Source organism: Pseudomonas sp. MF09150, assembly GCF_059862355.1.
Map to the genome: position 1 here is coordinate 131,075 of NZ_JCBCUS010000012.1, position 26,146 is coordinate 157,220.

General features: G+C 55.7%; 9 protein-coding genes. All 9 read left to right on the top strand.

Annotation, left to right across the window (positions count from 1 at the left end):
• Positions 1-7: 7 nt before the first annotated feature.
• The 9 genes from AC19YX_RS31020 (at position 8) to AC19YX_RS31060 (ending at position 25,717) form a co-directional block, all read left to right on the top strand.
• Positions 8-1,933, top strand: coding sequence for a type I restriction-modification system subunit M (locus AC19YX_RS31020; RefSeq protein ID WP_010562356.1), 1,926 nt, complete (start codon positions 8-10; stop codon positions 1,931-1,933).
• A complete protein-coding gene (locus tag AC19YX_RS31025) occupies positions 1,930-3,264 on the top strand; it encodes a restriction endonuclease subunit S (RefSeq protein WP_236202538.1) in 1,335 nt (444 codons plus the stop codon). Before AC19YX_RS31020 ends, AC19YX_RS31025 begins: the two co-directional genes overlap by 4 nt.
• Positions 3,261-4,208 carry a GIY-YIG nuclease family protein gene (locus AC19YX_RS31030; RefSeq protein WP_010562358.1) on the top strand — a complete coding sequence of 316 codons (948 nt, stop codon included), beginning with the start codon at positions 3,261-3,263 and terminating at the stop codon, positions 4,206-4,208. Before AC19YX_RS31025 ends, AC19YX_RS31030 begins: the two co-directional genes overlap by 4 nt.
• Positions 4,209-4,278: 70 nt before the next feature.
• A complete protein-coding gene (locus tag AC19YX_RS31035; RefSeq protein ID WP_010562359.1) occupies positions 4,279-5,745 on the top strand; it encodes an ATP-binding protein in 1,467 nt (488 codons plus the stop codon).
• 229 nt (positions 5,746-5,974) lie between these two features.
• Positions 5,975-9,163: a type I restriction endonuclease subunit R gene (locus tag AC19YX_RS31040; protein ID WP_010562360.1), complete on the top strand. Its 3,189-nt coding sequence runs from the start codon at positions 5,975-5,977 to the stop codon at positions 9,161-9,163.
• Between the two features lie 68 nt (positions 9,164-9,231).
• Positions 9,232-12,531, top strand: a complete 3,300-nt coding sequence (locus AC19YX_RS31045; RefSeq protein ID WP_010562361.1) for an STY4851/ECs_5259 family protein — start codon at positions 9,232-9,234, stop codon at positions 12,529-12,531.
• Positions 12,532-12,540: 9 nt separating this feature from the next.
• Positions 12,541-18,804 (top strand): DEAD/DEAH box helicase, encoded by a 6,264-nt coding sequence (locus tag AC19YX_RS31050; protein ID WP_500607751.1) that lies wholly within the window; start codon positions 12,541-12,543, stop codon positions 18,802-18,804.
• Between the two features lie 437 nt (positions 18,805-19,241).
• Positions 19,242-24,278, top strand: a complete 5,037-nt coding sequence (locus AC19YX_RS31055) for an AAA domain-containing protein (RefSeq protein WP_010562363.1) — start codon at positions 19,242-19,244, stop codon at positions 24,276-24,278.
• Entirely contained in the window at positions 24,278-25,717 is a 1,440-nt protein-coding gene (locus tag AC19YX_RS31060) for a hypothetical protein (protein ID WP_010562364.1), read from the top strand. Before AC19YX_RS31055 ends, AC19YX_RS31060 begins: the two co-directional genes overlap by 1 nt.
• Positions 25,718-26,146 lie beyond the last annotated feature (429 nt).

The following is a 26,146-nucleotide window of genomic DNA, read 5'->3' on the forward strand; positions in this document are numbered from 1 at the left end:
TTCCTGCGTGAACCAGCAACAGCAAAATCTCGCCGATTTCATCTGGAACGTGGCCGATGTGCTACGTGGCGATTTCAGGCAGTCCGAGTTCGGTCGCATCATCCTGCCTTTTACTGTGCTGCGTCGTCTGGAGTGCGTGCTGGAACCTACCCGCGACAAGGTGCGCAGCCAGTTTCTGGCAATGCACGCCAGCGGCGTGGATATGGATTTGATTCTGCCTACCACCGCCGGGGCTACCTTCTATAACGTCTCGCAGTTTGCTTTGGAAAGCGTCGGCTCCACCAGCACCCGCGCCAATCTGGAAAATTACATCGCCAAATTTTCGGCCAATGCCCATCAGGTATTTCAGCACTTCAATTTTGCTGATTGGCTTAGCCGACTGGAAACCGCCAACCTGCTGTACCTATTGACGCAGAAGTTCGCTAGCATCGATTTGCATCCCAGCGTTATCAGCAACCACGAAATGGGTCTGGTGTTCGAGCATCTGATCCGAAAGTTCGCTGAGTCCGCCAACGACACCGCCGGAGAGTTCTTCACCCCGCGTGACGTGGTGCGTCTTGCAACTACGTTGATCTTCGCACCCGACCATCAGGCGCTGAATGGCGAAGGCGTGGTGCGCACCGTGTATGACTGCGCTGCTGGTACGGGCGGCTTCCTCTCCTCAGCCATCGAGCAGGTGGCTGAGTGGAACCCCAATGCCCGCCTGGTGCCTTACGCTCAGGAATTGAACCCGGAAACCTACGCCATCTCGGTGGCGGACAAGTTGATTCAGGGTTATGACACCAAGAACATCAAGCTAGGTAACACCCTTTCCAGCGACCTGTTGCCCCATGAGCAGTTCGACTACTGCCTGGCTAACCCGCCGTTCGGCGTGAAGTGGGAGAAGGTGCAGAAGCAGGTGCAGGACGAGCAGGCCAGTCTTGGTTTCGCCGGGCGCTTCGGTGCCGGCCTGCCACGAGTGGGCGATGGCTCACTGCTGTTCCTTATGCACCTACTGTCCAAGCGCAAGCCGGCAGAGCAGGGTGGCACACGGATCGGTATCGTCTTGTCCGGCTCTCCGCTGTTCAATGGCGGTGCGGGCTCCGGCGAATCGGAGATCCGTCGCTGGATTCTGGAGAATGACTGGCTGGAGGCGATCATCGCCCTGCCCAACGACCTGTTCTACAACACAGGCATCGGCACCTATATCTGGGTGCTGTCCAACCATAAGGAAGCCGCGCGCAAAGGCCAGGTGCAACTGATCGACGCCACCGCCATGCACGCGCCCATGCGTAAAAGCCTGGGCAGCAAGCGTAAGTTTCTCGCTGAGGAGCAGATCGCAGAAATTGCCAAGCTGCATGAGGCCGGTAAGAACGGTTCGAACAGCAAGGTGTTTGCCACCACCGACTTCGGCTACCGGCGCATCACCGTCGAGCGCCCGCTGCGCCTGCGCTTCTCGGTCACGCCGGACAAGCTCGCCGCTTACCAGGCCACCAAGGGTGCCGATCAGGTTGAAGAGTTCGCTAACGTTTCCGGCAGCTTCGATAACTTGCCGGCCTTCCTCAACGCCGCTGGCATCAAGAAACTCAGCAAAGGCGCGCTGAAAGCCGCATTGGCCTGCTTCGGCGAGCGTGCTGCCGAAGCCCAACCGGTACTGGACGACAAAGGCAATATGCAGGCGGACAGCGACCTACGCGAGTTCGAGAACGTGCCGCTCAACCAGTCCATCGACGAATACTTCGCCCGTGAAGTGCTGCCGCACGTGTCGGATGCCTGGATCGATACCGGCAAGCTTGATGCGAAGGACGGCCAGGTCGGCATCGTCGGCTACGAGATCAACTTCAACCGCTACTTCTACGTCTACCAGCCACCGCGTGCGCTGGCTGAGATCGATGCCGACTTGAAGGCAGTGGAGGCGGAGATTGCCGCGCTGCTGGGTGAGGTGACGGCGTGAGTCATTACAAGCCGTACCCGGTGTACAAGGATTCCGGGGTGGAGTGGTTGGGGCAGGTGCCGGGGCATTGGGCTGTCTCGCCACTCAAGTACGTCGTGACTTTCCGTAGCGGAGGCACTCCCAGCAAAGACAAGCAGGAATTTTGGGATGGCGATATCCCTTGGGCCTCGGCCAAAGACCTCAAAAAGGAACAGCTTGAGGACACGCAAGATCATCTGACAGAGCTGGCGGTTACATCTGGTGCTGCATCTCTGGTTCCTGCAGGAAGCGTTTTGGTTGTGGTCAGGGGAATGATTCTGGCGCGGATATTTCCGGTGGCTGAAGCCATGGTGCCGATGGCAATCAATCAAGATTTGAAGGCTCTGCATGCGTCGTCGAAGCTGGATGGGAGATTTCTGGCTCATTTGCTCAGAGGCTTGGCAGATGAGTCGCTGTGCCGTCTTGAGGAGGCCGGGCATGGAACAAAGGCTCTCCGTATGGAGGCATGGACATCCATGCAGCTCACAATTCCACCCAGCGAGGAGCAATGCGCAATTCTTTCCCACCTCGATCGCGAAACCGTCCGCATCGACGCGTTGGTGGAGAAGAAAGCCCGCTTTATCGAACTGCTGCGCGAAAAGCGCCAGGCGCTGATCACCCATGCCGTCACGAAGGGTCTCGATCCGAATGTGAAGATGAAAGACTCCGGCGTAGAGTGGCTGGGAGAGGTGCCTGAGCATTGGGCCGTCTGCAAGCTGAGTTTCCGATACTCAGTTGAGCTAGGGAAAATGCTCGACGAGAAAAAGCTCACCAAGACTAGCCTGGTTCCTTACCTTAGAAATCAGGATGTGCAATGGGGGGCCATCAATATCCAAAATCTTCCTGAAATGGATATTCATCCGGCGGAGATTGAACGTTATACCGTCATGGATGGGGATTTGATGGTCTGCGAAGGTGGGGATGTAGGGCGTGCAGCTATCTGGAGGGGTGAAAGCTCTGTTTTCGGCTACCAGAAAGCTCTACATCGTTTGCGTCCGCGCTTACAAAACACGGATACGGCAGAATTTTTCTTCTTTTCACTTCTTACCGCAAAAAAGCGCGGGGTTTTTGAGGAATCGGATTCCAAGGCAACTATTGCGCATCTGCCAGCTGAGAAGTTTCGCCAATACCGGTTTGCTTTTCCGCCAAAGCGTGAGCAGCGAGAAATTGCAGATCATGTTCGCATTGAGTCCGATAGCCTTGATGTTTTGCTAACTAAAACCGCGCGCAGCATTGCTCTACTCAAAGAACGCCGCTCCGCCCTAATCACGGCCGCCGTCACCGGCCAAATCGACCTGCGGGAGGCCACATGAACCCAGGCCGCAGCATCCGTTTGTTTCTGGTGGACGGTACGCCCAATGGACTTCTTACTGCCGAGATCATGAACTGGACCGGCCATGTTCTCACCGGCCCGCGCAGCAAGCTGGCCGAGCTGGTGCAGCGTCCCGAGTGCGGGCGAACCGGCGTGTATTTTCTGGTCGGCCCCGACCCGGATAACAATCTGCGCTCCAAGGTGTATATCGGCGAGTCGGATGACGTGGCCAAGCGCCTCAAACAGCACAACCGCCCGGAGGCCTCCGAGGGTACGGCGGGCGGCAAAGACTTCTGGGAAAAGGTTTGTCTGGTCACCAGCAAGGACCAGAACTTGACCAAGACCCATGTGAAGTATCTGGAAAGCCTGCTGATCAGCATCGCTAACCAAGTCGGCCGCTGCGAGCTGCTTAATGGCACTGCGCATGATTATGGCAGTCTGCCGGAGTCCGACCGCGCTGATATGGCCTTCTTCCTAGAGCAGATCCGTACCGTGCTGCCGGTGCTGGGCTTCGACTTTCTGCGTGAGCTGACCAAGCCTTCCGCTGCCGTCAGTACCAGCCCGGCCATTCCAGTCAGCCACTCGCCGCGCTTCAATCTGGAGGTGCCGCGTTACAGCATCAGCGCGCAAGGGCAGGAAATCGACGGCGAGTTCTTTGTGCTCAAGGGCTCTAAGGCCCGCGCCGAGTGGGTGGGTACCGAGCGTGGCTACCAGGGATTATTCAAGCAACTGGTCGGCGAAGGCGTCATGGTCGCACAAGGCAGCAATAACCTGGTGTTTAGCGACGACTATGCCTTCAGCAGCCCCAGCGCTGCCGCCGCCGTGGTGTGTGGCCGTTCCGCCAATGGGCGCACCTCCTGGGTGGTTGAGGGCACGGGGCAAACCTACGCAGCCTGGCAGGATCAGCAGTTAAACAGCGTTACCCCCGAACCGGAGGCAGAATGAGCAAGCCAGACACTTTTCTGTGCAGCTCAGCGAGTCAGTTGTCGGGCACCCATAATTTTAGGAGGGCGTCATGACCTTGGAACGTAATGCCGATTACCTGATCAGCTTGGTCAGGGAGCTGTGTAAGCTCCCGGCCGAAACCCCGTGGCTGGAGTTCAAACACAACAACGCCGATCCACAGGAAATTGGTGAGTACCTAGCTGCTTTATCCAATGCGGCAGCTCTGGACGGCAAGAGCAATGCCTATCTGGTCTGGGGTGTGAGTGACAAGACCCATGAGATTGTCGGTACTACTTTCAAACCGCACAGCGCGAAGAAAGGTAACGAGGAGCTCGAAAGCTGGCTGCTGCGACTGCTGAGTCCTCGGCTGCATTTTCGTTTTCATGCCTTCGAAGTCGACGGCAAACCTTTGGTTTTGTTGGAAATCCCCAGCGCACACAGTAAGCCGACGACCTTTGAGGGGCGTGAGCTAATCCGGATTGGCTCGAACAAGAAACCGTTGAAAGACTTCCCTGAACAAGAGCGTGCGCTCTGGCGAGTATTCGACCGAACCCCCTTCGAGGAGCTGTCGGCGGCAAGCAATCTGGATGCTTCTGAGGCTTTGGCCTTACTTGATTACCCTGCTTATTTCCAATTGCTGGGGCTTCCACTGCCTACGGATCAGAGCGGTATTCTCAGCCGTCTGCAAGAAGATGGCATGCTGCGTTGTGATGCGGCCAAGCGCTGGGAGATCACCAACCTCGGCGCGATTTTGTTTGCCCGTGAGTTGCAGAAATTCAAAGGGCTAGCGCGCAAGGCGGTGCGGCTGATTGTTTATGAAGGCAAGGGGCGTCTGAAAACCGTACGTGAGCAGCAGGGGCACAAGGGCTATGCCAGCGGTTTCGAGGGGTTGATTGATTTTCTCAGTGCACTGCTACCTCGAAATGAGGTAATTGGAAAGGCCCTGCGCAAGGATGTGCCGATGTACCCGGACTTGGCAGTGCGTGAGCTGATTGCCAATGCCCTGATCCATCAGGATTTCTCTGTGTCGGGTGCAGGCCCTATGGTGGAGATTTTTGATGACCGCCTTGAGATCACCAATCCCGGTGAGCCTCTGGTCGATGTTGATCGTTTTCTCGATAGTCCGCCTCGCTCACGCAATGAGGCGCTGGCCTCTTTTATGCGACGCGTCGGCATCTGTGAAGAACGGGGTAGCGGCGTGGACAAGGTGGTTTCCGATACGGAACTCTATCAATTACCACCGCCGCGCTGGGAGCGCCCTGATGGCTCTCTACGGGTCGTACTGTTCGCTCACCGAGCACTCAAGGACATGGACAAGCAGGAGCGGGTATATGCCTGCTATCTGCATGCTTGCCTGCGTTATGTGCTGCGTGACCCGATGACTAATACGACGCTGCGTGAACGCTTTGGAATCGATGCCAAAAACAGTGCGATGGCATCGCGGATTATTCGGGACGCAAAAGAGGTACAGGTTATCAAGCCCTATGAAGAGGGACAGTCCAACAAAAACTCACGCTATCTGCCCTACTGGGCTTGAGTGGCGTTGTATTTGACGGGTATTTGATTCGTCGTCTGTTGGGCGGCATATTTTCAAGGCTAAAGCCTCTAAATCATTACGCTTGCGGCGTTAGCCTGATGTTTTTTGTATTTGATGGGTATTTGACTGGTGGCTCAGCTTGTCGGCACCGAGCATTAGACGAACTCAAGACCAACTTTAGACAAACTGCCTCTCTCAGATAGGGGCGGGCCAGACGAAGGATCGCCCCATGAGCCACATCCACCACGAATGCGAACTCGAACGCCATATCGTCGAGCAACTGGCTGCTGCTGGTTGGTTGGTCGGCAAGTCCGCCGACTATGACGCGGCGCGGGCGCTGTTCCCTGATGATGTGCTCGGTTGGCTGGAGGAAAGCCAGCCGCAGGCCATGGCCAAGTTGCATGCCATGAACGGTACTGGCACTCGCGATGTGGTGCTGGATCGGCTGGTTAAACAACTGGAAAACAAGGTCGATGGCGGAACGGTGAATGTGCTGCGTTACGGCTTCGCCGTGGCCGGTGGCGGCACCTTAGCCATGAGCCAGGGGTTACCGGAGGATGATCGCAACGAGACGGTGATTCAGCGCTATGCGAGCAACCGCCTGCGCGTGGTACCGCAGCTGCGTTTCTCGTTGGACAAGACCGACGAGATCGACCTGGCCTTCTTTATCAATGGTATTCCCGTGGCTACGGTGGAGCTTAAGACCGACTTCACCCAGTCGGTGCAGGCTGCCATGCAGCAGTACCGGATGGACCGCAAGCCGGAGCGCAAGAGTGGCGGGTTTGAACCGCTGCTGACCTTCAAGCGTGGTGCAGTGGTGCACTTCGCCATGAGCGACAGCGATATCCGCATGACCACCAAACTGGCCGGGGATTCGACTTTCTTTCTGCCGTTTAACCGGGGAAACGATGGCGCGGCGGGTAATCCACCCGGCGACAATGACAGCTACCCGGTGAGCTACCTTTGGAAGCGGGTGCTGCAGAAGGATAATTGGCTGCACATCTTCCATCGCTACGTGCTTCAGGAGCGCAAGGAAGCCCAGGATTTGAACGGCAAGACCTACTTCAAGGAAGGTTTGATTTTCCCGCGCTTCCATCAGTGGGAAGGCGTAACCAAGATGATCGACGCGGTGCGCATCGAGGGTGCCGGGCAGCCTTATCTGATCCAACACAGCGCTGGCTCGGGCAAGACCAATACCATTGCCTGGACGGCGCATTCGTTGATCCGCGTGCGTCGCCCGGATGGCGAGCCGTATTTCCATAGCGTGATCGTGGTCACTGACCGCCAGGTGCTGGATCAGCAGTTGCAGGATGCCATCCAGCAGATCGAGCACCAGGCAGGGGTGGTGTGCGCCATCGACCGTCAGCAATCCAGCCTCCCCAAGAGCCAGCAGTTGGCCAAGGCAATGCTAGACGGCGTGCCGATCATCGTCTGTACCCTGCAGACTTTTCCCTATGCACAGAAGGCCATTCTAGGTGAAACCAGCCTGCGTGACCGTCGTTTCGCCATCATTATCGACGAGGCGCACAGCTCCACTGGCGGCAGTACCGCCGATGACCTGCGCTATGTGCTGACCGGGCAGAGTGAGGACGAGTGGGACAGACTGAGCAAAGAGGAGCGTTTATCGGTATGGCAGTCATCGCGTAGCCGACCGGGCAATGCCAGCTACTTTGCCTTTACCGCCACGCCCAAGCATTCGACTCTAAGTTTGTTTGGCCGCCCGCGAAATGCGGCGCAGCCGGTGAACCAGGAAAATCCTCCGGCACCGTTTCACCTTTACACCATGCAGCAGGCCATCGAGGAAGGCTTTATCCTTGATGTGCTGAAGAACTACACCGGCTATAACGTGGCGTTCAAAATCGGCAGCGAGTTTGTCGACGACAAACGTGTGGACGAGAAGAGTGCCCGGCGCAAGCTGGCCAAGTGGCTGTCACTGAATCCGGTGAACGTGGGGCAGAAGGTCGAGCTGATCGTCGAGCACTTCCGCAAGAACGTTGCACACTTGCTCGGTGGTCAGGCCAAGGCCATGGTGGTGACCAGCTCGCGTGCCGCTGCGGTGAAGTACCACTTGGCGCTGCTGGACTACTGCCAGCGCAAGGGCTACGACAACGTGCAGGCGATGGTGGCGTTCTCCGGTGAGGTGCCCAATAGCGATGTGCAGGAAACCGGCCTGCCTGCGGATCACCAGTTCAGCGAGACCAACTTAAACCCCGGCCTCAATGGCCGCGATATGCGAAAGGTGTTCGACACCCCGGATTACCGGGTGATGATCGTTGCCAACAAGTACCAGACCGGCTTCGACCAACCCAAGCTGGTGGCAATGTACCTGGACAAAAAAATCTCGGGTGTGGAGGCAGTGCAGACGCTGTCGCGGTTGAATCGAACCTTCCCCGGCAAGGACAAGACCTACGTCATCGACTTTGCTAACGAGGCAGAAGAGATCCTGGCAGCGTTCAAGACCTTCTACCGTGATGCTCAAGTGGCAGATATTCAGGACCCGAACATTGTCTACGACATCAAGCAGCGCTTGGATGGCATGTTCATCTATGAAGCCGCTGAGGTCGAGGCGTTTGGCGAAGCCATCGTGAATCGCAATGTCACTCACCAGAAGCTTTATTCGCTGACTCAATCAGCCACCGACCGTTTCAATGGCAAGCTAAAGACCCTCAACGATGGCATCGACCAGTGGGAAAAGGCCTGGGAGGCCGCTCACGACAACGGTGACGAAAAGGGGATGGAGTACTCCGACGTACAACGGGCGGAGTACTGCATGGGTCGTGATGAATTGATGATCTTCAGCGAGAGCCTGACCAAGTTCGTCCGCACCTATGAGTACATTGCTCAACTGGTGGAGTTCGGCGACCCTGCGCTGGAAGCTTTCGCCAGCTACGCTCGGCTGCTGCGTAAACGCTTGAAGGGCGTCAGCGCCGAACAGGTGGATCTGGATGATCTCAAACTCAGCCACTACAAGATCAAAAAAGGAGAGGGGCTGGCAGGGCTTTCAGCCGTGGGTGAGGCACCTGAGCTATATGGCATCACCGATAACGGCTTGCGCGACGCCCGCGACCGGGAGAAAAAATACCTCACCGAGCTGATCGAAAAGCTCAATAACGCTTTCGGCAAAGACATCACCGATACAGATCAAGTGGCATTCGCGGTGCATGTGTCCGAAAAGCTGCGTGGCGATACCGTGGTCATGGCTCAGGTGCAGAACAACACCATGGACCAGGCGATGAAGGCTGACCTGCCGAGCAAAGCCATCCAGGCCATTGCCAGTGCAATGAGCAGTCACACTAGCATGGCGACCAAGCTGCTGAGCGACGAATCCACGCGAGATGTGTTCCTGACGGTCGTGTATGAGCTGCTGAAGAAGGATGCGGGAATAGAGTTGTTGAGCTCGACTAGAACGAGCATTTAACCAAAAAAGTTATGGCAGGACCTGGCATGCAGTCTGCGTAGAGCCAGAGAACATAAAAGGAGTTTTCGATGGAATTGAACGCACCTGCCACCACTGCTGCTAAGGCATGGCTAAGTGAACTCCTGTTCATCCGGACTATGTTTAAAGGTCCTGACGGTAAGCCACTCTACAGCTATCACGTTACTGAGTCTGAGTATCGGTCACTAATTGAAATGTTGAGCAGCTACTTTAGAAGAGGCTCAGTACAAAACTACTCAACTCACCTGGCTGCTTGCTTTTGCCTGTTTGTCAGTGAGCAGTATCGGCGCGACTACAACAGCTCATGGTCATGGTCGGGGCCGGAAACAATACTTGGGATCTCCTTGTCCCCGCAGCAGCATGCCAGCCTGACAAGTAGCGGGCTGGCGTACTGGAGTAGACCGATACGCTTTCGTGAGAATAGTCGCGACTGGCTCGGCTCTCTATTTGCCGAAGGCGGCCTTCCTTGGCCACTGGTGCAAAGTGAGTCGCACGGATTTGGACGGGCTGTGCGCAGGGGGATCAAGCACTTCTATCGCACTGAAGGTAACCGCAGAACAACAGCGGATTTGATGGCGGACTTCGAAAATGAGCTACCGCTCATCTTCCGCAACTTGGAAACGCGACGGCTGCTGGCGGGCATCGTTGATCAGCTCATGTATCTGGTCGAGCACTACCCCTTGAAGGATCAACAGGATCCAGCCAACTACCTAGATAAGGTCGCACCAGGCTGGACGGATGCCTTCCCAATTCCGCTGGATGAAAGCAACTCCCGCACGCTGCTCAATGATTGGCTACGCGATGCAGGACAGAAACGTCAGGAGCGCAAGGAGGCCTTAGAGAAGGCCAGGGTCTTCACTTGCGAGCATTTTCTGTATGGCACATTGCCTCAGTGGTTGATCCGCACCGAATTGATCCTGCCTCAGGAGGCAACATTCGTAGTCGATCCGACGAGTCTGGGCAGTACCCGCCTTGAGTTGGCTTATTACGAAGGTGAAAGGCTCTTGGCCAGAGGTCCCGCCGTTTACGGCCAGCTCACTGAACAAGGCTTCAAGGTCCGCTTCTCCAACCCTCAGGTCACACTCGAACGTCGCAGACTTGACGAGCCGCTGAGCCTTCGGTTGCTGGATAACGGGCGAATGGTTCATTGCCAGTTCTTCGATGGTAGTGCCCTCGACTACCACGACATACCCTTGATTTTCGAGAATCGCTCCGAACGCTGGCAACTGGTCGCTTCGTCCAGTTGCTCGCTGTCATCCGGATTGGTTCGACTCCGAGTCCCCCCGGGCTTTGCCACCAATTGCGAAGGTGGCGCTGCAAATTTTCTGCTCGAGGATCAGGAGAACGGCCTCTGGCTGGAGGCAAACGTCAACCTATCTCTGGTAAGGGGGGATGACCACTATCAGGTCGAGCTGAATCAGGCAGACAACGATGACGCTAAACCAACTCTCACGGGTATATTTGCACTTTACGAAAGCTCTCCTGCGATGGTCTACCTTGGCTGGCCCAACCTAGAACTGCCTGAAGGCTACCCTCATGCCAGAGAGGACTTGCTTGAGTTCGTCAATGGCGAGCTACTGGACCGTCAACGTAGCAGCCGTTGTGGCTCAGCTCGTTATACCTTACGCACCCGCTCGGGCAAGACACTATTGCAGCGCCGTTTCGGTGTCCTACCCAGAGATTTCAATCTTTCGCTATTCCCGGGAGTACGAGAACAGCCTGCACGTCTCCAGATCAAAGGGGTTGCACAACTAGATTTACACGTCGTCAGCAATGCTCTGGTAGTGGAACGGGACGAAAATTCACTTTACATGCGCCACCAAGGTGAGGCCCCCCCTTCGACCTTTGTTCTCGAATTAGGCCAAGGACTGCCGTCTCTCCAGCTTCACCTGCCCTATCCTTACCAGGGGGCACGCCTGCTGGATCAATATGGCAATCCGTCGCGAGCCAGGGAGTTGATATTGGCCGATCTGATGGGCCATCGCATTTCACTGACCTCAGGTCTTACCCAGGGACAGAACTTCCATATGCAGCTGGAGCTGATATGCGCGGAACAGCCGCATCCGCAGCGGACATACAGCATCCGGGTTGGCTCAGCACCTGTAATGCTCAACCTGTTCAGCTACTTAGGCGACATGCAGAACATGTTGGGGGCAGTGGATGAACAGGATGCCTACATCAGATTTTCTCTGGAAACTGAACAACCGCTGCTGAAGCTCGATATACGCCGCTATGGTGGCCAGCTGCAGTGGGAGGGACGGCATGCCTTCTACGTGAGTGGCGTTTCTAATACCTCCGTACTGGATGGCGTGCAGGCTGAAGCCATGCTCCTATCCGACCCCAAGCGTACCCCGTTGCAATTGACCGAGAGGACCAGCGAAGCCGTTGGCATCGGCAGCTTTGAGATACCGCAAGCCATGCAGCCCCGTGGACCGTGGCTGATCTACCCGGCAGAATCCTCAAGCATTCGCTTTCGCCCGGCTTTATACGTGGTACCTGTCAATGGCTTGGATACCGCCGCTGAAATATGCTCACTGCACCGTGCTGCAGAGGTTTTTCACCCTGAGCACAATCCGCATGCCATCGACCAACAGATTGCAGCCATGGCGTACGATTTCAACCACAGCGGCTGGCAGTACTTGGCTGACTTGAAGCAGAACTACCGCCACCTGCCACTCTCTTCCTTCGAAACCTGGAAGGCTCTTTCGCGCAATCAAGAGGCGTTGAGTTTCTCGGTGTTTCGCCTTGAGATGGATGAGTCGTTCTGCGCACGCATCCGCGATGAACTCTCCGTCATCTGGGAAACCATCCCGCTTCCACTGTGGGCACAGGCCTATCGACTGTTCCACGACTATATGCGACTGACCGGACTTCCTGACGCACTGGTCAATACTCTCGTCTCGAAGCGCGCCGAGGCACTGCGTTGCATCGTTTCCGGCTTCGATTACCTTGGGGACTACCTAAGCACTGGCAATTGCAGCTCATTAAAGAAGCTACCTCTGGAGCAGGTTCTGCCGGCTTGGTATCAGGGCCTAAGGCACCTGCATGAAGCCAATCGGAACTGGCCTACCTTGCTGGGCAGCGAACTTTCCAGCTGGATTGACAGGCAGTTGCTGCCGCCTCTGGTGAAAGCTCTTTCGCTGGCGGAGTTCACCGATGCAGTGGCCTATCTACCGATCTTCATGGCTTTTGTCACCGCTGGACGGGCCAAAATCACCGACTTGCCAGCAACGCCGGCCTATTTGAAATTTGCTATCCGTCTGGTTGCCGACTTCGACCGCCAAGGCTGGTTCATACCGGTACATGCCTTGGTGGTGTCCTATTTACTCGCCTCGCAGAACGAGGCATAAGGAGTTGCAATGCATTTTTTTAGGGATTTGATTCAGCAAAGCCTTGAACGTACCCGCGAGGCGACGCTGGGTGTTCTGGGCATCAATCATCCGGGCCTTCGTCAGCATCTGAGTCAAAGTATGGTGAACGAGCTTGGGGCCGACGGTTGTTTCCTGGCCCCACCAGTGTTCGAGCACACTTTTGGCTGGAAGGAGTCCAAGCTGCGCCTGCAGGATCTGCAGGATGAGCAGCTACTGTCATCCTGCCTGCTTGATACATTGGAGAATGCGCCGGCTTACCAGTTCCCGAGAACTGCACATCCCTACGTTCACCAAGTGCAGGCTTGGCGTACCCTGCGCGACGAAAAACCGCGCTCGGCCGTCATCACTACCGGCACCGGCTCGGGCAAGACCGAATGTTTCATGGTGCCGATCCTAGAAGATCTGGTTCGCGAGCATGAGTGCAGTGCGGCAGCCCTGGTGGGCGTCCGCGCTCTATTCCTCTACCCACTCAATGCCCTGATCAACTCCCAGCAGGAGCGCCTTGACGCCTGGACTCGCAAGTACAGCGATAACATCCGCTTCTGCCTTTACAACGGCAAGACCGAAGAGCGCGCCGACAAAGTCCGCAAGGAACAGCAACAGAAGCCCAATCAGATCCTGTCGCGGGAACTGCTACGCAGGGAGCCCGCTCCCATCCTGATGACCAACGCCACTATGCTGGAGTACATGCTGGTACGCCAGGTCGACAGCCCGATTCTGGAGATCTCGAAGCAGCAACAGTCACTACGCTGGATCGTCCTCGACGAGGCTCATACCTACGTGGGTTCCCAAGCAGCCGAACTGTCCCTATTGCTTCGCCGGGTAGTCCAGGCTTTTGGAATGCAGTCCGAGCAAATTCGTTTCATCGCTACCTCGGCCACTATAGCTGGCGCTGATGCCGAAGAGCGACTGAAACACTATCTGGCAAACCTTGCAGGTGTTGCACTTGATCAGGTTGAGGTCATAGGCGGCTCGCGCGTTTGGCCAGATCTTGCGTTCGACTCGCCAGGCGAAGACATCGCCCTTACGACCATCTGCGATATCGAGCCGGACGCCGAAGTATCTCCTACGCGCTTTGAGGCATTGTGCCAGAGCAACATTGCTCGGCGCCTGCGTCACGTCGTGATCACCGCTCTCACGCCACTTGACCTTAACGACCTGATAGCTGAGGTTGCTGGGCATTTGCAGGGAGGCACCCGGCTCGAACAGCAGCGGGAGGTGCTCGACTGGCTCGACACCATGACCGGTACTCACCCGGATAAAAGCCAGCCTCCGTTTCTCAAGCTTCGGGTTCACCTGTTCCAGCGCATGCTTCATGGCCTCTGGGCTTGTGTCGACCCACAGTGCAGAGCGAAATCCAGTCATCTGCAGGACTGGTTGTTCGGTAACGTATATGTGAACCAGCGAGCACGCTGCGAGTGCCATGCCCCGGTGTATGAGTTGGGTTTCTGTGATGACTGCAAGACACCTCACCTTCTGGCCGAGGATCGCAACGGTGAGTTGCACCAGCCTAGTCCCTATGCGGGTGACGAGTTCGCTCTCAACCACGAACAGGGCGGCGAGGACTCACCTGCCGAAGTGGCAAGAATCGACGCCGGCAGTAAGGGGCTGATCATTGCTGGGATGCAGGCAGCACACGACCCCTATTTCTCGTACAACTTGGACCTCGAAAGTCAGAAGTTGGGTGGCGTGAACGCTACCCGCAATATCGGCATCGTGTTGGTAGAGGAGGCAAACTCCTGCTGCAGCAATTGCGATCACTCATCATTTGGCACCAACGATTTTATACGCAAGGCATACCTCGGTGCGCCCTTCTATGTTGCCAACGCCGTACCGACGGTTCTGGAATTCTGCCCCGATCCTGACAAGGAAGATTGCAATGGCCGTTCCCCCGAGGAACTGCCGGGGCGCGGACGCAAGCTGATCACCTTCACTGACAGCCGCCAGGGCACGGCGCGAATGGCAGTCAGAATGCAGCAGGAGGCAGAGCGTTCACGGCTACGGGGGCTGGTGTTCGAAAGTCTGCGAAATGAGCAAGCCAAGGTCGACGCCGCTCCCAAAGACACTCCTAGCGGCAGTCCTGCAGAAATGCTCGTTCTAGCAGACAGCCTGGAAAAACAGGGCTTGGCCGGTACGGCGGCAGATCTGCGTAAAAAAGCTGAGCTTTTGCAGAGCGGCGCCTCTCTGGTAAGCCCGGCCAGAGTTATTCCCTGGCAGCAGATGGCCCAAACCATTGCAGCAGCGAAGGATATTGACCAATTCATTTTGCGCTACAACCGCTATGCCAATCCGGCGTTATTTGATGGCTATGAAGGCGGTCTGACTATGGCGCGTTTACTGCTGGCGCGCGAATACGCCCGGCGGCCCAAGAATCAAAACAGTACAGAAACGCTGGGGCTAGTCAAGGTTGGCTACCAGGGGTTGAACAAGGTTTCGGCGCCTCCGCCGCTGTGGGTCGATACTCGGGCCACTCTCGCAGAAGGCGATGCTAATGATCCCAGAAGCTCTCTGACACCGGAAGACTGGCGCGATTTCCTGAAAGTGGCCCTCGATTTCTACGTCCGGGAAAACACGTTCATCCCAATGGAAACCAAAATGCGTCGCTGGATGGGCAGCCGCTTCAGCCCAAAGGCGCTCTATTCGCCTAAGAGGGAGGACGTGCAGGAAAGCAACACCATCAGAAAATGGCCACAGATCAAGCCTGGGACGCCGAATCGTCTGATCAAGCTGCTCGAGCTGGCAACCGGCCTTGATCGCAACCTGAGTGCGGATGCCGACAAGATCAACAGCTGGCTAGAGGCGGCATGGACGGCACTAGTCAGTGCAGGCATTCTGGAGGCCTCCGATACTGGCCATCGTCTGCGCCTGGAAACTCTTACCTTCTCGCTGCCTACCGAGGGCTGGGTCTGCCCGCTGACTCGGCGTATCTTCGACACCACCTTCCGTGGTCTGACGCCCTATCTGCCGCAAAAAATACAGAGCCAGGATTACCGTTGCCAAAAGATCCAGCTACCAGCTTTTAGTAGTCTCAAGGACGATGGCAGCCCATTGCGCAAGCAAATGCAGATCCGTCAATTGGTCGCAAAAGATCCAATAATTGCCCAGTTACGTCAGGAGTCACTGTGGACTGATATCAGCGACCGTACAGTCGAGGGTGGTTTTTACTATCGGACAGCTGAACACTCGGCCCAACAGTCGGCAAAACGGCTGGATAACTATGTTGAGGAGTTCAAGCGTGGCGACATCAACGCGCTGAATTGCTCCACCACCATGGAGATGGGGGTGGATATCGGCGGCATTTCCGCCGTGGTGATGAATAACCTACCGCCACATCCAGCCAACTATCTGCAGCGCGCCGGCCGGGCCGGACGACGCAAGGAAGCGCGGGCTATTGCCTATACGCTTTGCAAGGCCGACCCACATAATCAGCGAGCCTTCGCCAATCCTAAGTGGCCGTTCGTAACCGCCATTCCGGCCCCAATCATTACGCTCAGCTCAGCGCGTATTGTGCAGCGGCATGTCAACTCTATGTTGCTGGCGTTATTCCTGCGCATGCACAGCAGCAATGATGGCGATCGTACCAAGCTTACCCTGCACTGGTTTTTCGCCCCGGACGACTCGCCCTGCCAACACTTCAAGGCCTGGCTAACGGCGAGCGCCGAGGAATATGGTAGTCCGGTGAAGCAACTGGTGCGTGGCACCTGTTTGGAGGGCCGCTCGCTCAGCTCAATCACTGGTGGAGCCCGACTGGCGTTGCACGATCTCGAGGAACGCTGGTTAGGTGAGTATCGTAATATTAATCAGAAGCTTCAGGCCGCCAGCGACGGGCCTTACAAGAAGGCACTGGCACTGGAAAAACAGCGCCACGAGAATGAGTACCTGCTTCGCTATCTGGCGTCCTCTGCATTCCTGCCTGGATATGGCTTTCCTACGGATGTAGTGAGCCTCAAAACTTACAATGTCGAAGACTTCTTGCATCAACATAGAAAAGAGGATGCTAGTCGCGAAGACAGCATCTTCGACAACAAGGAAATGCCATCACGCAGCTTGAATATCGCAATTCGTGAATATGCTCCCGGCGCACAGGTAGTGATCGATGGACGCGTCTATCGTTCCGCCGGTGTCAGCCTGCAGTGGCATGCTGATGGACAGGTCAACGAGGCACAAAAGTTCGATATCGCCTGGCGCTGCTCGGAGTGCGGTAGCACTGGGGTGATCGAAAACGCCTATGCAAACGACGCAGGGCTGTGCTGCTCGCATTGCACGACGCCGATTCCATCCAGCGAGCGCCGCATGGTGCTTCGTCCGGGCGGCTTCGTAACCGACTTTTACGAGGAAACCACCAACGACGTCACTTCGCAAAAGTTCATCCGCGTCGAGCGACCGCGCATCCAGCTGATTGGAGAAAGCATTGCGCTGCCTGATGAACGCTGCGGCTTTGTGCGCTTTGGTCATGAAGGCAGTGTTTTCCATCACTCATCCGGCGAACATGAAAAAGGTTATGCCGTCTGCATGACCTGTGGACGTGCCGAGTCCATCCTCGCCTCGGGCGAAGTGCCTAAGGATTTGCAGCCCGATAAAGCCCACCGCCCGGTTGGCGGAGTTGCCGGCAGCCGCAAGGAGAGAGATTGTTCGGGCGAAGCGGTCAAGGCTGGTCTGCATCTTGGTTATCAGATTCGCACCGATGTATTGGAAATATTCCTCAGGAACCCACTCACTGGAGAATGGCTACTTGACTCAATCAAGGGGCGTCTGATCGCCGCGACTATCGGCGTCGCCATGCGCGATGTGATCGCCGACCGACTCGGTATTGCCAGCGGAGAGATGGGTTTCAGCTATCGTTTGGATCGCGACAGAGACAGCAGGCAAGGGCGCTCCGTCATCCAGTTGTTCGATGAAGTCAGCGGTGGTGCCGGTTTCGTTCTGGCCGGCCTGAGCGATCTCGCTCTGCTACTGAATAAGGCGCTGGAGCGCCTGCGCTGCCCAGTCGACTGCGAGAATGTCTGCTCGCATTGCCTAGCCAGCCAAGATAGCCGTGTCGAGCGCGAGGAACTGGACCGCAAACTGGCGCTGCAATGGCTGAGTGAGTCTCAACTGGTTGAACACCTTGGGCTTCCAGATGTATTCGTAAACATCCATGGCGCTCGCCACTGCTCCGTTGGCCCGCTGCGTGAGCTGAGTTTCGCCGTTAGTTCGTTGGATCGCCGTGATCAAACAGGATCGATCCTAGTGTGTCTACACGGCGACCATGTGAACTGGGATCTCGACCATCCACGTTTTAGGGAGCAGGTGCTTACCTGGGCAATCGCCGAGCGGCTCAAAGTCAGGATCGGCATTACCGATTCCGCTTTGTTGAGTGCCGAGCAAAAGGAAACCCTAGCATTGCTTGCACGTTTGGGCGTTGAGCTACTCGAGCTGGATGCTACAAATCTGCAAGCTCCCCACCTGATTGCCCAGTTGTCATCTCAAGCAGGCGTCAGAAGCCTGTATAGCAGCATGAACAGTGTTGGAGTTCCCGGGGGCGATTGGCTACAAGGTCATTCTGATGTGGTCTGGGTCACCAGCAGACTGATGGCAGCAGTGCCAGGAAATACCATCGACAGCAGTGGCTGGAACCAACGCAAGCAGGGAGCGCGCATTGTTGAAATCACCTCGCAGCTCGATGGCCCAGTCAACACTCTGAGAAGACGCCTAACTACCCTGATCGACGCCCAGATGCCGGAGCTGGCCACCCTGATTACCAATGATCAGGCAGTGTCCATCAGCTACTCGGATCGCTACCTGAAGTCGCCGTGGTCTCTGATGCTGCTAAGCGGCTTCCTGGAACTGTTCCGTAGTGATTATCTGCAATCGTTATCAGTACAAACTCTGGCGCCGAGCGGTAACCAGCCAAGTTATCTGCTCAGCCATGATTGGATGCGGGCGGATAATCAGCAGGCCATTCTCGAGCTCTGGCTCAAGAGCCAGTTTGATATCGTCCCGAACATCAACATCAACATCATGAGCAGCCCCCGTGACTTGCTTCACTGCCGGGTTATCACGGTGAGCTGGGCGTCGGGTAGGGTCAGCAAGATTTTGCTGGATCAGGGTATGGGCTACTGGAGAGGCCGCATGCCATATAGGGATCAAATGAATTTCGACTTCGGTACCTCACACCACGAACAGGCCAGGCAGATGATTGAAAAATATTCAAATGCGCATATGCATCAGGGGGGAGAGTGGCCGACTTATATCAGTTGCGTCATTGATTGATTGTTACTAAATATCTGCGCGGTCGGAATTGTGGGTAATTGCATGGACTTGACCACCCTTTTGCATTCGACTTGACCAGTGCGCATGATCTCCTTACTGGCTGGAATCGACCCAAAGCAAACGGTGGCGAAAGGCAAAAGTCAGCCAAGAGCAGACGGCCCTAGGGATGGTCAGTTGCCGGATCTAGCGATCGCTTAGCCCGTCAGTGGGGAGTGAAGGGATCGTGGCGCAGTTAGCCGTTGACATCGTCAAGACGCCGAGCTTTGAGCGCGGGTTAAGTTGAAGTGAGTCGCAAGAAAGCGAAGACTGTAGGTTGGGCGGATCCCAAAAAAACGGATCCCAAATCGCTAAATCACCCGATCTTACATTTCAGTGCGCCGCCATTTCCATTAACGTATGGCAGATTGACTCCATCATAAAAACGTTTCGGGGATTGCATGGACGTACGCTATTGGGAAGGAGGTCTCCTTTCTTTTGAGATCGACGCTATCGACAAGATGGCCAAAGCATTTGGGCCCAAAGAGCTTCCTCCGGAACCGGTGGCAGGCTCTACGAAAGGGAAGTCGTTTGACGTTCTGAAACAATTGAAGAAGCCTGAGGCAGGCCATGGCGTATGGCCTTGGCGCGGCTACGCAGGTTTTCGTTTCGCGAACTCGCGGGGGGCAGACGGGGAGTTCGACCTCGTCATCGTTACCCACAGCCTCGTTCTTGTTGTCGAACTTAAGCACTGGCGCGGTGAGATCACCAACCACGGCGGTAAATGGCACCAGGACGGGAAGGAAACAGAAGTATCCCCGGTAGACAAAACCCGTAGGAAAACATATGAGTTGAGGAAACGAATCAAGGGTCTCAAGTCTCGGCTGCCTGGCGGGAAAGAGCCTTGGATCGACTTCTGCGTTGTGCTCACCGGAAAATGCACTTTGAATCTTCCCGAGGTCGAGATGCAGCACGTCATGGTGCTGGACGACTTTCTGGAAATGGCCGATCCTAAGCGGTTTAAAGACCGATTCAACGCGCGCTCGAATATCGGCTTGAACGAGCATTTCGGCTTCTTCGACGGCATCATCAATGAAGGAACGGTAAAGCCCAAAGAGCTTGTTGTCGACGACTACCGTGCGCAGTCGCAAGCGGTATTCACGCACCCAACAGACGTCTACCGAGAGTACGACGCGGTCAATATCCACAACAAGGATGACCGTGCGATGGTCCGTCTATGGGACTTTTCGAAGCTCGATGACACCCGTGCTCGAACGGCTGAAGGACGATACCGAATCCTCTCGCGCGAGAGGGATGTAATGGTCCACCTGCGTCGGCGAGATCAGGAATTGATGAATCGCTGCGCTCGCCCGAAGCGTAATACCAGCCCCGACAGTGTCACCGAGCAATATGCCGAGTTGCTTGAAATGCCCGACGGGCATTACCGTCTAAACGAGTTCATAAACCGTTTTGTAGAGCGGATGACTGCGCATGAGCGCGTCCAGCTTTTTAAAATCCTTCTGGCTCAATTTGCTGGGCTGCATGGATTCAAAATTGCTCACCGTGATCTGGGTGACCACAGCGTGTGGTTCTCTCCATCGTCATCGATCGCTCTTTCCAACTTCATCAGCGCCTACTATCAGCCTGTAGGTACTCTCGGCGATTTGCGTACTTTGCTGAGCATCGGTGCTATCGCGCTCCCTGAAGACCAGAACACCGCGATGGAAGGCAGCACGCCATTTCGTCGTGATGTCTTCGCGCTCGGGCTGATGGGTTGGCATCTGCTTCAGGCCAGGCCAATGCCTCTGAAGCTCGACGTCGCCTACGTTGCGGGTGTTCAAGCTCAGGTTGAGTCATCAGAAGACTGGCCTGCCAAGGTGCTCGTACAAGCGTTGCAGAATGATCCGAAGGAGCGATTCGATCACGCCAGCGCATTTCAGCAGGCATTGAGCGACTCCACACCGGATAACTCCGCAAGCTTTGAATTTGATAACCGGCGACTTGACGTTTTCTCTACCGATCTACGACTGAGCTCCGCGTACCGGGAGGACGACGAGCCTATCACCGACACGGCTGAGAAACTGATCTACCGATCGGGCCCCTTGGTCGTGAAATCGTGGCCGTCAATCAACGCCCGGGATCCCAAGGACGGTCAAGGGCCGATGTTGATGGCTTTCTTCGAAGTCCTGGAGCAACTGAAGGGCAGCGGTTTTACCTTTTTGCCAAAAATTGAACACTTTGGTTACGATCGCAGCGGCAACCCATTCCTGGCTCAGGAGCATATCGACGGTGAGCACTGGGATGAGCTGAAGGGGTTGTCGGTTGAGACCCGTATCGTCGTCGCCCATGGGCTAATCGACGCAGTTGATGGTTTGCATGGCCAGCAATTGAGTCACGGCGATCTGCATCCACACAACGTTAAAGTAAATGTCGGTTCGGCCCCTGAAAACACCCAGGTCTACCTGCTCGACTGTCCAGATTTCTCGGCTTCAGGTACATCACCGGTCAACACCCGCTACAGCCCCGTATTGGAAAACTGCACACCAGCAGAGCGAGACAACTTCGCTGTGATGCGAATGGTGTTTGAGCTCCTGGACATGGACTGGGACGCGCCGTCGCAGAAGGATATTCCCGTCCTGAGAGCAGCCGTTGCGCACGAAATGGATACAGAATCGGGCTTTCTTTCTTTGGACCGTTTTAAGGACGCTTTGGAGGCCGCTTTCGCACCTGCAAAAACGATCGAAACCGTCTCTGTCGTTCTACGCAACAGAAGTGGCGAGGCATTTGAGATCCTGCCGGACAACGGGAAAGTATTTGTTGTCGTGAAGCCCTACCAAAGAGCCCCCACCAAAGCCCTTGAGGTGACGTTCGCGGGTGTCGGAGGGCAATTGACGGCTGAGTTCGATCCTGCTTCCAGGCATTTTGTAAATGCGTTCAAAGCCAATCAGGAGATGCGCGTTCCGGCTTATCTGGCGCGTCAGGCAAACCACCACATAGAGGCTCGGTTCAGCGTCTCGGGCGGTACCAGCGTCAATGTCTATGAGCTGACCAAGCTTCTGGCCAAAGACGAGGCATTTCTAAGCTTAGCCGCACAGGTGCATGACGCCGAAGTGCGTAAGCAAGCGGCGATTGAGGACGGTGAAAGTGTTGCGGACTCGATTACCGGTGAGGACGAGGACAACGGGCTTGCCATAGATGAGGCGCAGCTAGAAGCTGTAAAGTTGCGCAGTTTCCCTGTCAGTCAAATATGGAAAACCATCACCTCCACCGAGCTTGAGGCCCAGCCTTCTTTCCGTGTTTCCGAAGAGCCGCACTTTCACAAGGATGGCGTAGGCCTTTTGATTCCCTACTCTATGGATGCAAAGGCCCTTGAGGGGTTTGAAGCGGGAGACAACATCCGGCTGATCCTCCGGGACGGGGAGAAGGACATTGATATCGGTGAGATCAACCTGGGCATGAGCGTGCGTGATGCAGTCTATGTCCCTGCCTCCAGTCGTTCAAAACGCGTACAGGCAGGCTCCCAGTTGTTCATCCAAAGTCAGCAGAACAAGACATCAATGACGCGTCGTCGTGGTGCGATGGAGCGGATCCTGAACCGGCAGTCAGTGCTGCCTGATTTGATGGATTACTTCGACGAGAAATGCAAGCTGGCACCAAGGGGGTATGCTGAAGAGCCTACCGTTTCGGACTTTGCAGTGTACGAACGCACCACAGCGAGTGGTACGGTCATCGGGCTGAACGAAGCCCAGCGCGCCGCGTTCACGCAGCTCATCACTACAGGGCCAGTAGGCCTTTTGCAGGGACCTCCAGGGACAGGTAAAACTGAGTTCATCGCGGCCTTCATCCATTACCTGATCAGCAAGGTCGGAGTGCGAAACATCCTTCTTGTCAGCCAGTCTCATGAGGCTGTGAATACTGCAGCAGAACGGATCCGCGCGCACTGCCGTCGACTGAACACCGAGCTCAACGTTGTACGCTTCAGCAACCGCGACCAGGTTGTTTCTGAGGAGCTCCTGGACGTTTATTCTCGCAACATTGTCGACCGTCAGAGAAATGGGTTTAGCGCTGAGCTGAAGGAACGCGTGGGTTCCATGGCTTCGTCGTTGGGTTTGGGCAAAGCTTTCGTCCAGACGATGGTGGATGTGAATCAGCGAGTGTTCCACTTGGTTCGGTCGTTGAAAAAGCTGGACGAGGAAATTCAGCGTGCACAAAAGGGCAACGGGGCAGATCGAAGGGCGTTGCAGACGCTGAAGTCCTCTCTGATGGGCGAGCTGAATCTGAATGCCACCTTGTTTCTTGGCGAACTGGTTGAGGGCGAAAGCACTCCCCAAGAATTACTGGAGCGCGTCTATGACCATGTCCAAACCGTTCATGGAGTTAGGCCCCCAGAGTTTAAACACTGCCTTGACCTGATTCAGCTTTCTCAGGAGTACGTTGAGCGTCTGTCGAGCAACAGGGCCAATTATGATGAGTTCCTGATGCGGTCCAGGACATTGGTTTGCGGAACGTGCGTGGGTATTGGGCTGCAACATCTCAAGCTTTCAGAAACCCACTTCGACTGGGTCATCATCGACGAAGCTGCTCGATCGGCGCCGAGTGAATTGGCGATCGCCATGCAGGTGGGCTCTCGGGTCCTGCTAGTCGGCGACCACAACCAGCTGCGCCCTACGTATGAGGAAGAACATAAGGCAGCCATTGCCCGTTCCCTGGGTGTCACCACGAGCTCAGCCGAATTCCAGCAGGTCATGCGAAGCGACTTCGAGCGAGTGTTCCAATCCCCGTATGGTCGTGCCACACGGGCGACGCTCAATACGCAGTATCGAATGCTCCCAGCGATTGGCGATCTAGTTAACGAGATCTTCTACGACATTGACCTTGAGAACGGCTACAGACCAAGTCCTGCCTATTTTTCGCAAAACGTGCCCGAGTGCCTGTCACATGTGGTCACTTGGGTCGACACCAGCGAGTTAGGCAAAAAAGCCTACGACAGCGGCACGCTGAGCCTGTCCAACAGTGCTGAAGCGGACGCGATCATCCGACTGCTGGAAGAAATCGCAGAGGACACCGAATTTTGTGCGGGCATGGCTAAGGAGATGGCCGAATCGCAAGAGCCCCCAATCGGGGTCATCTGCATGTATCTCGACCAGAGGAAACTGGTGAGAAAGAGGTTTGCCGAGAAAAACTGGTCGGAGGAGTTCCGCAAGCTCGTAAAAATCGAGACCGTCGACAGTTATCAGGGTAAAGAAAACAACATAATCATCGTCTCACTGACCCGGGCCAAAGCGGATCAATCACCTGGCTTTCTGGCGACCCCGAATCGTATCAACGTCGCGATGTCACGCGCGATGGAGCGGTTGGTCATCGTAGGCAGTTTGAAAATGTGGAGCGGTAGGAACGCGAGGCTTCCATTAGGTCACGTAGCCAGCTTTATCCAGACGAAACAGGACACGATCAACTATTGCATCAAACCAGTGACGCCGGCCAGGAGGGTTGTCTGATGGAGCTTAACCCAGTTGTTCTATTCGAGCTGGACGTCGTGGTCCCTGCGCAACAGTTCCGTATCGAGTACACCCTTGTGGACAAAGGGGGGTTACCGGTTGTACCGGAATTTCTTCTGCGACTGCTCAAGATTTCAGCGCTGCTGCCAGCTGAAATCGGCAATTATTTTGGGTTTACAGCTCAAGAGCTGAGTTTTGCAATCACACCTTTTTTACAAACGGGCGAGCTTAAAACGCGCCCGGATGGACGAATAGAGTTGACGGATAAGGGCCGTAGCTTGTTCGCAGGCAACCATGAGTCACCGATTGTGAAACGCAAGGAAGAGCGCGAGCAGATGTTCGTGTTTGATCTCCTAACGTTTACATGCCTGGGGAAAAGTCTAGGGGATGCAGATTCTAAAAGGTGCCTGGAATTGCAGGCACCCAGCGATACGCTCTCTGAGTCAGGCACGAAGGCCGTCGGTGCCTTCATGCGGCAAATCTACGACATTCATCGGGCTGGACACCTGGGTGGGCAGTCGCAGGATGCTGGGCCGCCGGAGCTCTACAAAGTTGCGGGTGTGCAAAAAGTAAGAGACGGTTGGGAGAAAATAGAAGAGCGCGTCAGCCTTGATGCCGACTCTCGGCTGGTACGCTTTGTCGCGAAGGAAGGGCTGCGGGAAAACGAGATCTACATGCGTCAGCGTACGGAGCAGTTGAGCCGAATGCTGGGCAGAGAAAACCTCGATCAGGTTCTGCAGCTCGCCGACATCCTGGGCGATTCGGACGCCTACGACTTCGTGTCTTCAAATGGTCTGGACCTTTCTGCCCTGTACTACAGCGCGAGTGCCGTTGCACAGGTTAGAGAGTCTTCCGGGCTGCGACTTTTTGGATCGCTACAGCTGCAGCAAAACTGGGACAGAGTTTTTTCCGTGCTGCGCAAACATCAGAAAGCAGTTCAGAGTGAATCCCACGCTGCTCCGATCAGCCTGTCCTGGATGGCTCCGGCTTCACATGAGCTCTGGGGACGCTCGGCCAGGCATGAGCAGATGTGCAGTGCATTTTCTGATTTATCAAAAACAAAAAGCAAGGGAGGCGCGAATGATGGAAAACTTGTATTCGACGCCAAAATGCTTATCCCGGTTTCTGCCAGTGACGATTGGCCGGCGATCAAGCGCGCAAAAGCAGATTGCAATAAGGCTAGACTGCTGCTTTGTGGCTTTGTTGAGTCAGAGCAACTGGCGCCGCTTGAGGCAATCGTCATTCACGGCAAATGCGCGGTCGTGGTTTACCATTTAATTTTGCCGGCGTTGTCCCCAGTGCCGATACCCTTTGGTTTCATCACCGAGGATCCCGCCAAGATCCTTAATGTTGAAAACCTCATCAACCGCACGATGGGCGAGTACGTCACAGGTAATACACCGCGTTTCCTCGGCAGCTTCGAACCACCTGCGACCTGAGCGCTACGAACGTAGAGACACTGGCAGTAGTGGAGGGTAGAGGCGTCGATCTTTCGACCCGTGGGTCGGCTGCTTTTGCGTACACCAGATGATTGCGAACATTTTGTTAGCCCCCTCGCCGCGATGGCTTGGGGTCGGCGCTCAGGACTTGGGGATGGATGTGCATCATTGATGGCACACCCCAGGTAGTGCCCACCCCCGTAGCGCTGCTGTAGTCCTCCAATAACTCGCTAAGCGGGTGGTCAAGTCGAACGCAAATGCCTGGTCAAGTGGTGTGCAATTTCCCAAATTGCGGTCTTGCATGGGCATTCCACGCCATCCGGCCACTCAGTCCACCAACATCCGGCCACCTATTCCACGGTCATCCGGCCGGGCAGTCGGAGCGCAGCGACGCAGGTTTGCATTGTTAGTCTGAAGTCTCTGTCGCCG

Excerpts from the sequence above, each read along its gene's own strand:
- AC19YX_RS31030 (WP_010562358.1), top strand. The coding sequence starts at position 3,261 with ATGAACCCAGGCCGCAGCATCCGTTTGTTTCTGGTGGACGGTACGCCC.
- AC19YX_RS31035 (WP_010562359.1), top strand. The coding sequence starts at position 4,279 with ATGACCTTGGAACGTAATGCCGATTACCTGATCAGCTTGGTCAGGGAG.
- AC19YX_RS31040 (WP_010562360.1), top strand. The coding sequence starts at position 5,975 with ATGAGCCACATCCACCACGAATGCGAACTCGAACGCCATATCGTCGAG.
- AC19YX_RS31045 (WP_010562361.1), top strand. The coding sequence starts at position 9,232 with ATGGAATTGAACGCACCTGCCACCACTGCTGCTAAGGCATGGCTAAGT.
- AC19YX_RS31050 (WP_500607751.1), top strand. The coding sequence starts at position 12,541 with ATGCATTTTTTTAGGGATTTGATTCAGCAAAGCCTTGAACGTACCCGC.
- AC19YX_RS31055 (WP_010562363.1), top strand. The coding sequence starts at position 19,242 with ATGGACGTACGCTATTGGGAAGGAGGTCTCCTTTCTTTTGAGATCGAC.
- AC19YX_RS31060 (WP_010562364.1), top strand. The coding sequence starts at position 24,278 with ATGGAGCTTAACCCAGTTGTTCTATTCGAGCTGGACGTCGTGGTCCCT.